Raw genomic sequence first — 14,489 nt, 5'->3', positions numbered from 1 at the left:
CATGAACTCCCTTGGATGGATCAATCTTGCCTTGTACCTGGGCTTGCTGATGGCGGCCGCCTGGCCGCTCTCGCGTTGGCTGACGGCCGTGGCGCAAGGACGCTTGCCGCGCTGGATGCAGGCGGTCGAGGCGGGCTTTTACAAGCTGGCCGGCGTCAAGGCCGAGGAGGGCATGCATTGGCAGCGTTATGCCTTCGCGCTGCTGCTGTTCAACTTCATCGGCGTGCTGGCGGCCTATGGCCTACAGCGCTTTCAGGGTGTGCTGCCGCTGAATCCGCAAGGCTTTGGTGCGCCGTCGCCGGACTCGGCCTTCAACACCGCCATCAGCTTCGTTACCAACACCAATTGGCAGGGCTATGGCGGCGAGTCCACCATGAGCTATCTGAGCCAGATGCTGGCGCTGACGGTGCAGAATTTTGTCTCGGCCGCCACCGGCATCGCCGTGGTGTTTGCGCTGATGCGCGGCTTTGTGGCCAAGAGCAGCCAGAGCATCGGCAACTTCTGGGCCGACCTGACCCGCATCACGCTGTGGATCTTGCTGCCGCTGTCGCTGCTGTTCGCGCTGTTCTTCGTCAGCCAGGGTGTGATTCAGAATTTCGACGGCTACAAGGATGCGACGACGCTGGAAGCGAACATCTATCAAGTGCCCAAGCTGGGTGCGGATGCTCAGCCGCTGACAGACGAACAGGGTCAGGTCTTGACGGAGGAGGTAGTCAGCCCCACGCAGCAGCTGGCCATGGGCCCGGTCGCCTCGCAAGAAGCGATCAAGCTCTTGGGCACCAATGGCGGCGGCTTCTTCAACGCCAACTCGGCCCACCCTTTTGAGAACCCAACGCCCCTGTCCAATCTGGCGCAGATGCTGGCCATCTTTCTGATCCCGGCGGCGCTGTGCTTCAGCTTCGGCCAGATGGTGGGTGATGGCCGCCAGGGCCTGACGATTCTGGCCGCCATGAGTTTGCTCTTCATCGTCGGCGTCATTGCCGCCACCAGCGCGGAGCAGGCCGGCAACCCCAGCCTGAATGCGCTGGGGGTGGATCAGCAGATGAGCGAGGCCCAGGCCGGCGGCAATATGGAAGGCAAGGAGACCCGCTTCGGCATCAATGCCACGAGCTTGTTCGCGGTGGTGACGACCGGCGCTTCCTGCGGCGCCGTCAACGCCATGCACGACTCCATGACCCCGCTGGGCGGCATGGTGCCCCTGGTGATGATGCAGCTGGGCGAGGTGGTGTTCGGCGGCGTGGGCACCGGCTTGTACGGCATGCTGATCTTCGCCATGCTGGCCGTCTTCATCGCCGGTTTGATGATAGGCCGCACGCCCGAGTACCTGGGTAAAAAGGTCGAGAGCTTCGAGATGAAGATGGTGTCCATCGCCATCCTGGTGACGCCCATGGTGGTCTTGATCGGCACGGCCCTGGCCGTCACGGCCGGCGCGGGCAAGGCCGGTGTGGCCAACCCGGGCGCCCATGGCTTCTCGGAGATCCTCTACGCCCTGACCTCGGCGGGCAATAACAACGGCTCGGCCTTTGCCGGCCTGTCGGCCAACACGCCCTTTTACAACACGCTGCTGGGCCTGGCCATGTGGCTGGGGCGCTTCGGCGTCATCGTGCCGGTGCTGGCGATTGCCGGCAGCCTGGGCGCCAAGAAGCGCATCCCGGTGGGCGCGGGCACCCTGCCCACGCATGGCCCGCTCTTCGTCGGTCTGCTCATCGGTGTCGTGCTGCTCGTCGGCCTGCTGAATTACGTCCCCTCACTTGCCTTGGGCCCCATTGTTGAGCATTTGATGCTCTGGAAAGCTTGAGGTCTGATCATGACTACGCAAACAAGCAATACTCATCAACAACAACATCTGTCCCTGCTGGACCCGGCGCTGCTCAAGCCCGCCCTGCTGCAGAGCTTTGTCAAACTCAGTCCCACGGCGCAATGGCGCAACCCGGTGATGTTTGTGGTCTACGTCGGCAGCCTGCTGTGCACAGGGCTGTGGGCCTGGAGCCTCAGCGATCCGGCCGTGGCCGGCAGCGAAGGCTCGGGTTTCATGCTCAGCATCGCGCTGTGGCTGTGGTTCACCGTGCTCTTCGCCAACTTTGCCGAGGCCCTGGCCGAGGGCCGTTCCAAGGCCCAGGCGGCTTCGCTGCGCGGCCTCAAGACCAAGACCTGGGCCAAGAAGCTGGAGCAGCCAATCCACGGCGCTAAATGGTTACCCGCACAGTCCGACGAGCTGCGCAAAGGCCATGTGGTGCTGGTGGAGGCGGGCGACCTGATCCCGCTGGACGGCGAGGTCATTGAGGGCGTGGCCTCGGTGGACGAGAGCGCCATCACCGGCGAATCGGCGCCGGTGATCCGCGAGTCCGGCGGCGATTTTTCCTCCGTCACCGGCGGCACAAGGGTGCTGTCCGACTGGCTGGTCGTGCGCGTGGGCGTCAACCCCGGCGAGTCCTTTCTGGACCGCATGATTGCCATGGTCGAAGGCGCCAAGCGCCAGAAGACGCCCAATGAGATCGCGCTGACGATTCTGCTGGTGGCCCTGACCCTGGTCTTTCTGGTGGTCACGGTGACGCTGCTGCCCTTCTCCCTCTTCAGCGTGGCAGCGGCTGGCTCGGGCACGGTGGTGTCCATCACCGCCCTGGTGGCCTTGCTGGTCTGCCTGATCCCCACCACCATAGGCGGCCTGCTATCGGCCATCGGCGTGGCCGGCATGAGCCGCATGATGGCGGCCAATGTGATCGCCACCTCGGGCCGTGCGGTGGAGGCCGCCGGCGATGTGGACGTGCTGATGCTGGACAAGACCGGCACCATCACCCTGGGCAATCGCCAGGCCAGCCGTTTCATTCCCGCCCCCGGCGTCAGCGAGGCCCAGTTGGCCGACGCCGCCCAGCTCGCCTCGCTGGCCGACGAAACGCCCGAGGGCCGCAGCATCGTCGTGCTGGCCAAGGCGAGGTTCAGCCTGCGCGAGCGGCAGCTGGCGGACTTGCAGGCCCATTTTCTGCCCTTCAGCGCCCAGACCCGCATGAGCGGTGTGGACTTCGGCGATGCGCTCGCGCCCAGCCGCAGCATCCGCAAGGGGGCAGGGGACGCAATCCGCCGCCATGTGGAGTCCCTGGGCGGCCAAGTGGCCCAGCAAGTGCAAGCCGCCGTCGACGAGGTCGCACGCCGTGGCAGCACGCCCCTGGTGGTCAGTGAAGGTAACACGGTACTTGGCGTGGTCGAGCTGAAGGACATCGTCAAGGGCGGCATCAAGGAGCGTTTTGCCGAGCTGCGCCGTATGGGCATCAAGACGGTGATGATCACCGGCGACAACAAGCTCACCGCCGCCGCCATCGCGGCCGAGGCCGGCGTGGACGACTACCTGGCCGAGGCCACGCCCGAGGCCAAGCTCAAGCTGATCCGCGACTACCAGGCCGAGGGCCGCCTGGTGGCCATGACCGGCGACGGCACCAATGACGCGCCCGCTCTGGCCCAGGCCGATGTGGCCGTGGCCATGAATACCGGCACCCAGGCCGCCAAGGAGGCCGGCAATATGGTGGATCTGGACTCCAACCCCACCAAGCTGCTGGAAGTCGTGGAGACCGGCAAGCAGCTTTTGATGACCCGGGGCTCGCTGACCACCTTCTCCATCGCCAACGATGTGGCCAAGTACTTCGCCATCATCCCGGCCATGTTTGTGGGCGTCTACCCGCAGCTGGGCAGCCTGAACGTGATGGGCTTGCACAGCCCCAGCTCGGCCATTCTGTCGGCTGTGGTGTTCAACGCCCTGATCATCATCGCCCTGATCCCGCTGGCCCTGAAGGGCGTGGCCTACCGCGCCATCGGAGCGGCGGCCCTGCTGCGCCGCAATCTCTTGATCTACGGCCTGGGCGGCCTGATCCTGCCCTTCATCGGCATCAAGCTGGTCGACCTGATCCTGGTCGCCGCCCATCTGGTCTGAGGAAAGTCGCCATCATCATGAAAACACTTTTGCGTCCCGCCCTCGTCAGCTTTGCGTTGCTCAGCGCCGTCACCGGCTTGCTCTACCCCGTGCTCGTCACCGGCGTCGCCAAGACCATATTCCCCGCGCAGGCCGAGGGCTCCTTGATCGAGCGCGATGGCAAGCTCGTCGGCTCGGCCCTGATAGGCCAGAACTTCACATCGCCCGACTACTTCTGGGGCCGACCCTCGGCCACCGGGCCCATGAGCCATAACGCCGCCGGCTCCTCCGGCAGCAACCAGGGCCCGTTGAACCCGGCCTTGCACGAGGCGGTGAAGGCCCGCGTGGCCGCCCTGCGTGCCGCCGATCCGGACAACAAGCTGCCCATCCCCGCCGATCTGGTCACGGCCTCGGCCAGCGGCCTGGACCCCGAGATCAGCATGGCCGCCGCCCGCTACCAGGCCAGCCGCGTGGCCCGCGAGCGCAAGCTCTCGATCAAGGAGGTGGAGCGCCTGATCGCGGCCAACACCTTGGCGCGCGATCTGGCCGTGTTGGGCGAGCCGCGCGTCAATGTGCTCAAGCTCAATCTGGCCCTGGACGCCGCCGCGCCCCGCGCCGTCAAACCTGCTTTCTGAAACAAGTCCCTGTCATGAAAAACACAATCGTCCCCCTGCTCCTGCTGACCCTGCTGAGCGCCAGCGCCCAAGCCACGCCGCCCACGCCCGAGCACAGCCTGAGCGGCAATCTGAGCCTGAACAGCGATTACCGCTTCCGTGGCATCAGCCAGAGCTGGCAGCTGCCCGCCGTGCAAGCCGGCTTCGACTACGCCCACCGCGGCGGCGCCTACGCCGGCGTCTGGGCCTCCAATGTCTCGGGCAATAGCTATAACAATGGCGCGGGCCTGGAGGCCGATGTCTACGGCGGCTTCAAGTTCAGCCCGGGGCAAGACCTGAGCCTGGACCTCGGCGCCCTGGTCTACCTCTACCCCGGCGCCCGCCTGAACAGCGCCCCCGGCGTGGCCAGCGACAAGCAGTACGACAACGTCGATCTCTATCTGGGCCTCAGCTACGGCGGTTTCAGCGCCAAGCTCTCGGTCGCCGCCACCGACTATTTCGGTCTCAATGGCGAGACGGCCGGCTACGCCTACTTCAGCAGCCTGGCGCCAGCCGGCGGCAGCAAGGGCAGCGCCTATCTGGACCTGAACTACAGCTTCGAGCTGGGCCAGGGCATCACCCTGGCCACCCATCTCGGCCATCTGCGGGTGCGCAATTACGGCGAGCTGTCCTATACCGATGCCAAGATTTCGGTCGCCAAGGAAATGCTGGGCCTGAACTGGACCGCCGCCGTCGTCGGCAGCAATGCCAGCAAGGACTTCTACCAGGTCGGCAACGCCGCCGGGCAGCATGCCAAGCGCGTCGGCGACACCGGCCTGGTGCTGAGCGTCGGCAAGACCTTCTGAGCAGCCAATCCCCAGCTCTGAGCAGGTGACAATGTCCGCATGCTGATCAATTGCACGGCCTATCAAGCGGGCCAGAAGCTTGTCGACCTGTCGCTCTCGCAGCCGGAGGAACTGAGGGCTTATTTGGACAGACCCGACTGCTTCATCTGGGTGGCCTTGCGCGACCCCGAGGCGGCCGATCTGGAGCCCTGGCAGCAGCTCTTCAATCTGCACCCCCTGGCCGTCGAAGACGCCTGCCACGGCCACCAGCGCCCCAAGGTCGAGGAATACGGCCAGGATCTGTTCGCCGTCATGCATCTGGTGGACTGGGTGGGCGGTGATCTGAGCCTGGGCGAGGTCTGCGTCTTCTGCGGCCCCAACTATGTGCTCTCGGTGCGGCGCGAAAGCAAGCTGCACTTTCTGGGCGTGCGTGAGCGCTGCGAACGCGAGCCCGAGCTGCTGGCCCATGGCCCCAGCTTTGTGCTCTACGCCTTGATGGACGCGGTGGTAGACCGTTACTTCCCCATCGTCGACCTGCTGGAGTCGGAGCTGGAGGAGATCGAGCAAAGCATTTTTGTGCGTGGTGCCCAGCTGGACAATATCAAGCGCCTGTACGAGCTCAAGCGCCGCCTGATGCTCTTGCGCCGGGCGGTGGCGCCCATGCTGGAGATGCTGTCCAAGCTGCACGGCGGCCGCATCCCGCCGCTGTGTGCCCGCACGGGCGAGTACTTCCGCGATGTGGCCGACCATCTGGCCCGCATCGAAAGCGCCATCGAGTCGGTGCGCGACACCCTGGCCACCGCCATCCAGGCCAATCTGTCCATGGTCGCCATCGACGACAGCAATGTCACCAAGCGCCTGGCCGCCTGGGCCGGCATCTTTGCCGCCGCCACCGCCTTTGCCGGCATCTGGGGCATGAACTTCAAGCACATGCCCGAGCTTGAGCTGAGCTGGGGCTATCCCGTTGCGCTGGGCGTGATCGGCAGTGTTTGCGTCGGCCTGTGGTGGCGCTTCCGCAAGGCCGGCTGGTTGTGAATGCTGACCCCTCGTCCAAGGAGTACCTTGGCCGATCCCCCGAGGGGATGGCGATGTTTGCCGGATCGACCGGCAAACACATCGCCGACGCGGGCCGGCTCGGGAGCGGCCCAGCGCTCGGCCCGAAAGCCGGGCTGGGCAATTTGTGTATGAGTTTTCTTTCATGACTGACGCAAGACCCGACCCCGACGCCTTGCTGGCCCAGATCACCCGCGCCGAGCAAGCCCAGGCGCGCGGCAAGCTGCGCATCTACTTCGGCTCCTCCGCCGGGGTGGGCAAGACCTTCGCCATGCTGCAGGCGGCGCGCCAGCTGCAGGCCGAAGGCCAGCAGGTGCTGGCGGGCGTGGTGCTGACGCATGGCCGCAGCGAGACCCAGGCCCTGCTGGACGGCCTGCCCCAGCTGCCGCTGAAAGCGATCGAGTACCGCGGCAAGTCCCTGCCCGAGTTCGATCTGGACGAGGCCCTGGCGCGCAAGCCGGCCCTGATCCTGGTGGACGAGCTGGCCCATGCCAATGTGCCCGGCTCCCGCCACCCCAAGCGCTGGCAGGACGTGGAGGAGCTGCTGGCCCAGGGCATCAATGTCTACACCACGCTCAATGTCCAGCACCTGGAAAGCCTCAACGATGTGGTGGGCGGCATCACCGGCGTGCGGGTGCAGGAGACCCTGCCGGACACCTTTTTCGACGCTGCCGCCGAGGTGGTGATGGTGGACACGCCGGCCGACGAGCTGCTGGCGCGCCTGAACGCGGGCAAGATTTATCTCGGCCCGCAAGCCCAGCGCGCCGCCAATAATTTTTTCCGCAAGGGCAATCTGATGGCCTTGCGCGAGCTGGCCCTGCGCCGCACCGCCGACCGGGTGGAGGACGATGTGCAGGCCTGGCGCAGCAATGAGCGCGTGGCCCAGGTCTGGAAGACCGAGGCGGCCATCCTCTGCGCCGTGGGCACGACGCCAGCGGCCGAAAGCGTGGTGCGCAATGCCGCTCAACTAGCGCAGCAGCTAAACGTCAGCTGGCAGGCGGTGTATGTCGAAACTCCGACCCTGCAAGGCCTGCCCGATGCGCAGCGCGAGCGCATTCTGCGGGTCTTGCGCCTGGCGCACGAGCTGGGCGCCAGCACGGCCGTGCTCTCGGCCCAGGCCCTGGCGCCGGCCTTGATCCGCCATGCGCGCGAACACAATCTGTCCAAGCTGGTGCTGGGCCGCGGCCGCCCGCGCGGCTGGCTGGCGCGTTGGGGCGGCCGGCCCGATCTGCAGCAGCAGATCGCCGCCGCCGCACCCGAGCTGGACCTGATCAGCGCGGCCTTGACGCCCACGGCCACACAGCGCCTCGAAACGGGCAGGGCGGGTGAGGCCGCTGCCGAGGCCTGGCAGGGCAGGGCCCGCCGCTACGGCCTGACCCTGGCCGCCTGCTGCCTGACGACCTTGCTCAGCTGGCCGCTGCAACTGGCCTTCGATCAGTCCAATATCGTCATGCTTTTCTTGCTGACGGTGCTGGGCGTGGCGCTCAAGCTGGGCCGGGGCCCGGCGGTGGCGGCCAGCTTTTTGAGCGTGGGCCTGTTCGACTTTTTCTTCGTCGCGCCGCAGCTGAGTTTTGCCGTCAGCGATGTGCAGTATCTGCTGACCTTTGCCGTCATGCTGGCCGTGGGCCTGATCACCGGCCAGCTGACGGCCGGCCTGCGCTACCAGGCCCAGGTGGCGGCCGAGCGGGAAGGGCGCTCGCGCGCCCTGTTCGAGCTGACCAGCGATCTGGCCGGCGCCCTGCAGTCCGAGCAGGTGCTGCAGGTGGCCGAGGCCGCCCTGGCGCAAGAGGTCGGGGGCGGGGCCTTGCTCTTTGTGCTGGGCCTGGACGAGCAGTTGCAACCCTCGCCTGGCCAAGCTCTGCTGCCGGCGGCCGAGCAGCCCGACGCCGGCACCGCCCGCTGGGCCCTGGAGCGCAAGCAGGCCGCCGGCCTGAGCACCGACACCCTGGCCGGCAGCGCCTGGTTCTACCTGCCCCTGGCCGCGCCCATGCGGGTGCGCGGCGTGCTGGCCCTGCGGCCGCGCAGCAGCCGCAGCCTGATGCAGCCCGAGCTGCGCGCCCAGCTGGAGACCTCGGCCCGCATCATCGGCCAGGCCCTGGAACGTGTGCATTATGTGGAGGTGGCCCAGCAAGCCCTGGTGCAGATCGAGTCCGAGCGCCTGCGCAACTCCCTGCTGTCGGCGCTCTCGCATGATTTGCGCACGCCGCTGGCCGTGGTCTACGGCCTGGCCCAGACCCTGGACGGCCTGGCCGGCATGCCGCCGGCCGCCCGCGAGCTGGCCGCCAGCCTGTTGCAGCAGTCGCAGCGCATCAGCGCCATGGTCGCCAATCTGCTGGACATGGCCCGTTTGCAAAGCGGGGCCGTGCGCCTGAATCTGCAATGGCAGCCGGTGGACGAGGTGGTCGGCTCCTCCTTGCAAGCCCTGCAAGGCCTGTTGCAAGCGCATCGCCTGGAGGTCGATATTCCCGCCGGCCTGCCGCTGCTGAATCTGGACGCCACGTTGATGGAGCGGGTGCTCTGCAATCTGCTGGAGAACGCGTTCAAGTACACGCCGCCCGGCAGTCGCATCACGCTGGTCGCCCGCCTGGCGCCGGGCGCTTTACAAGGTCAGGATGCGCTGCGTTTAAGTGTTAGCGATGATGGCCCGGGCCTGCCCGTCGGGCGCGAGGAGCAGCTGTTCGCCAAGTTCAGCCGCGGCGAGCGCGAGTCCAGCACGCCCGGCGTGGGTCTGGGCCTGGCCATCTGCCGCGCGATTGTGCAAGCCCATGGCGGCCGCATCTGGGCCGAGTCCGCCCAGCCCCGGGGCGCCGCCTTTGTCATGCTGCTGCCCCTGGGCCAAGCCCCGGCCATGCCTATTTTGGAAGAAGAAAACGTCGATGATGAGTGAACCCCAGCCCGTGGCCCTGATCGTCGAGGACGAGCCCAGCATCCGCCGCTTTGTGCGCATGGCCCTGGAGGCCGAGGGCTGGCAGGTGCATGAATGCGAGACCGTGCGCCAGGGCCTGGTGGATGCCGGCACGCGCCGGCCCGAGCTGGTGATCCTGGACCTGGGCCTGCCGGATGACGACGGCCTCAACTATCTGAAGGACTTGCGCGCCTGGTCGGGCGTGCCGGTGATCGTGCTCTCGGCCCGCACGAACGAGGCCGACAAGATCGCCGCTCTGGACGCCGGTGCCGATGACTATCTGTGCAAGCCCTTCGGCGTGGGCGAGCTGATGGCGCGGGTGCGCGTGGCCCTGCGGCGCAGCCAGCAGGCCGGCCGCATCGGCCATGCGGACGAGCCGGCGCAGACCTTGTTCCGTTTCGGCGAGGTCGAGGTGGATCTGGCCGCCCGCCGCGTGCTGCGCGCCGGCCAGGCCGTGCATCTGACGCCCATCGAGTACCGCTTGCTGACCCATCTGATCGCCAATGCCGGCAAGGTGCTGACGCACAGGCAATTGCTCAAGGCCGTGTGGGGGCCCTCGCATGTGGAGGATAACCACTATCTGCGCGTCTACATGGGCAATCTGCGCCAGAAGCTGGAGGCGGTGCCGGCGGCGCCCAAGCATTTACTGACGGAGACGGCGGTGGGCTATCGATTGATGGCGTGATCCACCGCCCGAACTCATGGGAGTGGCCGGCCCTGAAGTCGCAGGTCTGACGGGCGACCTCGGACGCAGGCGTCTAGCCCCAGACCTGCGAGTAGCCGACCCCAGCTGCCGGGCTCCGTTACGGCGCTGACTCGCAAGTCGACGCCATGGCTGGTGTACTCCAGCGTGAAGTTTTGGCTTGGCGACGCGGCATCTGATTTGTCCCTGACCCAGATGTGGCTCGCTTGAATTTGTCAGGCATGCGCTGTCACAAGGGCTTGATATGCTGCTGCGCAGCAGGCCAACGGAATGAGCCAAAGGGAGGGTTGTTTGTGCATCAGTCAGCTGCCAACCTCGGTCTTGGGACTTTGATGTCACCTCGTTCAACGCTGACGCCATGGCGGTTTGCAAGGCCGCTGCTGTCGGCGCTGCTGTTTGGCGCATTGTGTCGTGGCGAACTGGCGCTGGCCGCTGTTCAGGTGAGCATGCCAAGCCTATGTGCCGAGGCCTTGTCCCTGCCAGCAGAGAAGTTGGACTTGCACCTCATTGAGCAGGAGTTTGTCGAGGTTGATGCGCAGGGCGAAGTCAGTCTTGATCTGGCTTGCCGGGCTTGGGCGGCCAGCCATCGAGCGAAGGAATCGGCACCGGAAAAGCCCCTCGTTTGGCAAGCCCTCAGTGCGCAGGTGCTGCTGGCTGCGCAGCGTCGCGAGGAGGCGATGGTCTTGGCTGCATCGAGCTATGAGGCGGCCATGAAGCTGGGTGCTGCGGGTCGGCTCGCGGCACGCCGAGCGGCCACAGCCATGGGCCAAGCCTTTTTGCAGGTACGCGAGCACGAGGGCACCCACCTGTGGATGCAGCGTGCCGTGGATGCCAATGATCCGAACCAAGCCTTGGACCAGGACGGTGCCTTGGCCTTGGTCAATCGCGCCACAGCAGAGTTGATGGTCGGTCGATTTCAAGACGGTGAGCGTCGCCTGCTGGAGGTGTTGAATCTGATGGGCGAGCTCGGCCATTCGCCCGCGCAGCTTCAGGCCTTTGCTTACCCGAAGGCGGTCGCCCTTAACCAGTTGCTTTATGCGCAAAGTGCGACAGCTCAATGGGCGGCAGCGCTCGCGACTTCCGAACAATTGCTGCTACACCGGTGGCAGTTCTTGCCGGCCGATCGCACGGGTCTTGCTCTGGCTTTGGGGAATCGGGGTTCGATCTTGGTCAAACTGGGGCGGTTTGACGAAGCGCAGCACTTGCTGGAAGCCGCTTTGGACGAAAGCCAGGGCGGAGGGTCGAGCGATGCGATGGCTTCGGGCGCGGCCGAGCAAATGCGTAGCAATCTGGCTCAGCTCCTGCTGGCACGTGGCCAGCCCCAGCTCGCTTTGACTCAGGTACAGCGGGCGGTGGCTCGAACCCAGGGCGGTGCGCAACTCAATGCTTTGCGGCAGCAGGCAGAGGCGCAAATCGCTTTGGGCGATTTGCATGCAGCGGTCAGCACTTTGCGGGTGGCTCTAAAAATTGTTCAGACCCAGCCGCCATTGGGCGAGGCCTGGCTGCGGTTGCAGGTGCTCTTGGCTTATGCGAAGACGCAGCTGATCTTGGGTGACTTGAGCGAGGCCGCCGTGTGGCTGGATGCCGCCGACAAAGAGGCCTCGGCCGTGCCTAGCAATCACCATGAACTCGGCGAGCGTTGGGTGCTGCGCGCCAGTCTGCTGGAGCAGCAGGGCTTGAGAGCGGAAGCCTTGCAGGCGATTGATCAGGCAGGGCTTGTTTATGCGCAGCAGTTCCCCGCGCAACATCCCCAAAGGCTGGGCTTGCTCATTCGCGCTTGCGGCCTGGGGCGCGCTTGCGAGGCCTTGCCAGAGAGCTTGGCTTCAGCTCAAACGCCGCCCTCGTTGACAGCCGCAGCAGCCCTCGTTTTGGCGCGCTACAGCCTCAGCAAAGAGAATGGTCAAGCGGCACAGAAATATGCGGAGCAGGCCTTGACGGCGGCCCATGCTGCGGCCCAGAGTTTGCTGCAGTGGCAGGCCTTGTATGAGTTTGGACGCAGCCAAGCCGCCTTGTCTCGACCGACTGCGGCCATCTTCTTCGGCAAACTCGCTGTCGATCAGTTGCAGCAGGCCCGCCACAATTTAAGCAATTTGGGCGTGGCCGCCGACGCGCAGTTCTTGGCGGACAAACTGCAGGTTTACCGGCAACTGGCATCCTGGCTGTTTGACGCAGGACGCTTGGCTGAGGGACTAGAAATTCTGCACTTGCTCAAGCGCCAGGAGTTGGACGACTACAACGAGCGTGCCCAGGCCTTGCTCGGGGCCGCGCCCAGTTTGACGGAGCAAGAGCAGTCGTGGCGGGAGCAGTTGGCGTCTGCCACAAGGTTGGGCGAAAAAAATGCTGCTGAGATTCTGCGCTTGAGCCGCCTGCAGGCGGCGAGTCGTATCAATGCTGCCGAATTGGCGCGGCTGGCTGCTTTGCAGGCAGAGCAGGCAGACCAAGCCCCCAAGGCCGCAGCCATGCTTGGACTTCAGCTGACCCAGATTGGTCAAGAAGGGGCCGAACAGCGACTCAAGCCCTTGGCTCAGGGCGGAATCTGGCCCGCGGATTCCAGGCTGACCCTGCCGAGCGATGCCCGCACCCTGCATGTCTATCTGATGGTGGAGCCGAATCAAGTGCGCGCCATCTTGGTGGGGCGGCAAGGGCGGAAGTCATTGCAGGTGCCGATCAAGGTGGCGGAACTGACGCGTCAGATTGCCGAGCTCTTGGATGCCGTCCGACAAGGTCGAGATGAACGACCGCATGCTCAAGCCTTGCATCGTGTGTTGGGCCCCTTGTTGGACGCACCCGCGCGGACATGGGGCATTCGTCAGTTGGTGCTTTCCTTGGATGGTCCGCTGCGCTACCTGCCTATCGGTCTTTTGCATGATGGGCAGGCATTCTTGATTGATCGGTACACCTTGGCCGTGGCGACGCCGGCCGATGGGGCGCTGCGCCGCAGTGCAAAGGCGCTGCAGGCCGATTCGGCGCCACTTCGGGTGCAAGCTTGGGGCGTCACCCAAGCCTTGGAAGGCTTGCCTGCCTTGCCAGGCGTAGGCGAGGAGTTATGTGGCATCGTCAAAGGGCCCGCGCAAGGACTGCCTGTCAGTCTTTGCGATGGGGTACTGAGCGGCCGTGCCGCTGCGAACGCCTTTTTTACGGAGACGAGTTGGCGTTCTGCTGCGGCCCGTAGTGGCGATGGCGGTGTGGTGCATATCGGCACGCATTTCGTTTTGCGGCCCGGCAATGTCGCGCGCTCGTGGTTGCTGCTCGGCGATGGCGCACGTCTGAAGTTGGAGCAGCTGCGCGGCTGGCCCTTGGGTTCGCCGAGATTGTTGACACTCTCGGCCTGCGAGACTGCCTTGCCCTCTGGCTCTGGTAGCGATGGCCGTGAACTCGATGGGCTGACTTCCACCTTGCTGAGCAGTGGTGCGCAGCAGGTGGTGGCCAGCCTGTGGCGAGTTGAAGACCGTTCAACGGCGGGCTTGATGCGGCAGTTCTACACCGCGCTGAAACAACAGCCTGAAAACGCCGCCGCAGCTTTGCAAGTTGCCCAACGCGCCGCTCTTCGCGCCGGCGCGCCAGCGAGCGTTTGGGCCGCCTTTACCCTCAGTGTGCCGACGGCGCGCTGAGGCTTGGCTGCCGCTCGCGCCATATCGGCCCGCTCAGAGCTTGGTCTCACTCACCAATACAACTTCGCCCTCACCACACTCGCCCGCCGCAAGCCCAGACTCCATTGGTGATAAACGCCGCGCGCCATGCGGTGCAAATCATCGGTGCGGGCACCCAGATCGCGCAGGATCTCGGCCTCGCTTTGTACGGCCGGGCCGTGCACATGGGCCAACTCATGCCGGGATTCAAGGCACCAGGCGCGCACGCTTTCCTCGGTCACTTCCAGATGGCATTGCAGCGCGACATGCTTGCCCAGCGTGAATCCCTTGTTGAGGCAGTGCGTGCCAAACAGGCAGCGGCGGGCGCCTTGCGGGATCTCGAAGCTGTCGTAGTGCCAGTTGAAAACGGTGGTCTGCGAGCGGCCGCAGAACAGCGCGCGGGCGTCCGGCGTCACCCACAGCTTGCTCCAGCCTATATTCGGCCAGGCATTGCGGCTCACACGCGCGCCGCAGCTCTTGGCCAGCAGCTGTGCGCCAAAGCAATGGCCCAGCACCGGCACATCGTGGGCGAGCGCATCTTTCACCAGCGCTTGTTCCGCCGCAATCCAGTCCAGGTCGTCGTTGACGCTGTGATTGCTGCCCAGCACGACCAGGCCGCTGAAGTCCTGGGCCCGCCGTGGCGGCGCCTCACCCAGGGCGGGCCGGAAGGTCTCGGTCGGTATGCCTTGCTGCTGCAGGAACTCCGACAGATAACCCGGCCCTTGATTGGCTTCGTGCTGGAGGATGGCGACTGGTCTCATCTTCTTGGCGCGCCAGCTCTTGCATGGGGCACGCCGCTTGTTGCGAGGCCTTCAATTTAGGCCGGGGGGGCTCAAGACCTCGCCAAGCTTTGGCCCGGC

Annotated in this window: 9 protein-coding genes; 8 read left to right on the top strand and 1 reads right to left on the bottom strand. The window is 65.5% G+C overall.

Annotated elements, in window-relative coordinates; genetic code table 11:
- Window position 1: 1 nt before the first annotated feature.
- From kdpA to HNP55_RS18530, 8 genes are all read left to right on the top strand, one after another.
- A complete protein-coding gene (gene kdpA, locus HNP55_RS18565) occupies window positions 2-1,798 on the top strand; it encodes a potassium-transporting ATPase subunit KdpA (protein WP_184302815.1) in 1,797 nt (598 codons plus the stop codon).
- Window positions 1,799-1,807: 9 nt separating this feature from the next.
- Window positions 1,808-3,922: a potassium-transporting ATPase subunit KdpB gene (gene kdpB / locus HNP55_RS18560; protein ID WP_184302813.1), complete on the top strand. Its 2,115-nt coding sequence runs from the start codon at window positions 1,808-1,810 to the stop codon at window positions 3,920-3,922.
- 17 nt (window positions 3,923-3,939) lie between these two features.
- Window positions 3,940-4,536: a potassium-transporting ATPase subunit KdpC gene (kdpC, locus tag HNP55_RS18555; protein ID WP_184302810.1), complete on the top strand. Its 597-nt coding sequence runs from the start codon at window positions 3,940-3,942 to the stop codon at window positions 4,534-4,536.
- A 14-nt stretch (window positions 4,537-4,550) separates the two neighbouring features.
- Entirely contained in the window at window positions 4,551-5,360 is an 810-nt protein-coding gene (locus tag HNP55_RS18550; RefSeq protein ID WP_184302807.1) for a TorF family putative porin, read from the top strand.
- 39 nt (window positions 5,361-5,399) lie between these two features.
- Window positions 5,400-6,374, top strand: coding sequence for a magnesium and cobalt transport protein CorA (locus tag HNP55_RS18545; protein WP_184302804.1), 975 nt, complete (start codon window positions 5,400-5,402; stop codon window positions 6,372-6,374).
- Window positions 6,375-6,537: 163 nt separating this feature from the next.
- The gene (locus tag HNP55_RS18540; protein WP_184302802.1) at window positions 6,538-9,279 is read left to right on the top strand and encodes a DUF4118 domain-containing protein; all 2,742 of its coding nucleotides are present in this window, start codon (window positions 6,538-6,540) and stop codon (window positions 9,277-9,279) included.
- Window positions 9,272-9,982: a two-component system response regulator KdpE gene (gene kdpE / locus HNP55_RS18535; protein WP_184302799.1), complete on the top strand. Its 711-nt coding sequence runs from the start codon at window positions 9,272-9,274 to the stop codon at window positions 9,980-9,982. The genes HNP55_RS18540 and kdpE overlap by 8 nt, the downstream gene beginning before the upstream one ends.
- Window positions 9,983-10,332: 350 nt before the next feature.
- On the top strand, window positions 10,333-13,611 hold the full coding sequence (locus HNP55_RS18530) for a CHAT domain-containing tetratricopeptide repeat protein (RefSeq protein WP_184302796.1): 3,279 nt from the start codon (window positions 10,333-10,335) through the stop codon (window positions 13,609-13,611).
- Between the two features lie 50 nt (window positions 13,612-13,661).
- On the opposite strand, the gene HNP55_RS18525 is transcribed toward HNP55_RS18530, so the two are convergent.
- Window positions 13,662-14,390 (bottom strand): type 1 glutamine amidotransferase, encoded by a 729-nt coding sequence (locus HNP55_RS18525; RefSeq protein WP_184302793.1) that lies wholly within the window; start codon window positions 14,388-14,390, stop codon window positions 13,662-13,664.
- Between the last annotated feature and the right edge of the window lie 99 nt (window positions 14,391-14,489).

The sequence above is a fragment of the Roseateles oligotrophus genome (assembly GCF_014204525.1).
GTDB classification, from domain to species: Bacteria; Pseudomonadota; Gammaproteobacteria; order Burkholderiales; family Burkholderiaceae_C; genus Paucibacter_A; species Paucibacter_A oligotrophus_A.
This window is presented reverse-complemented; position numbering and strand designations above follow the sequence as displayed.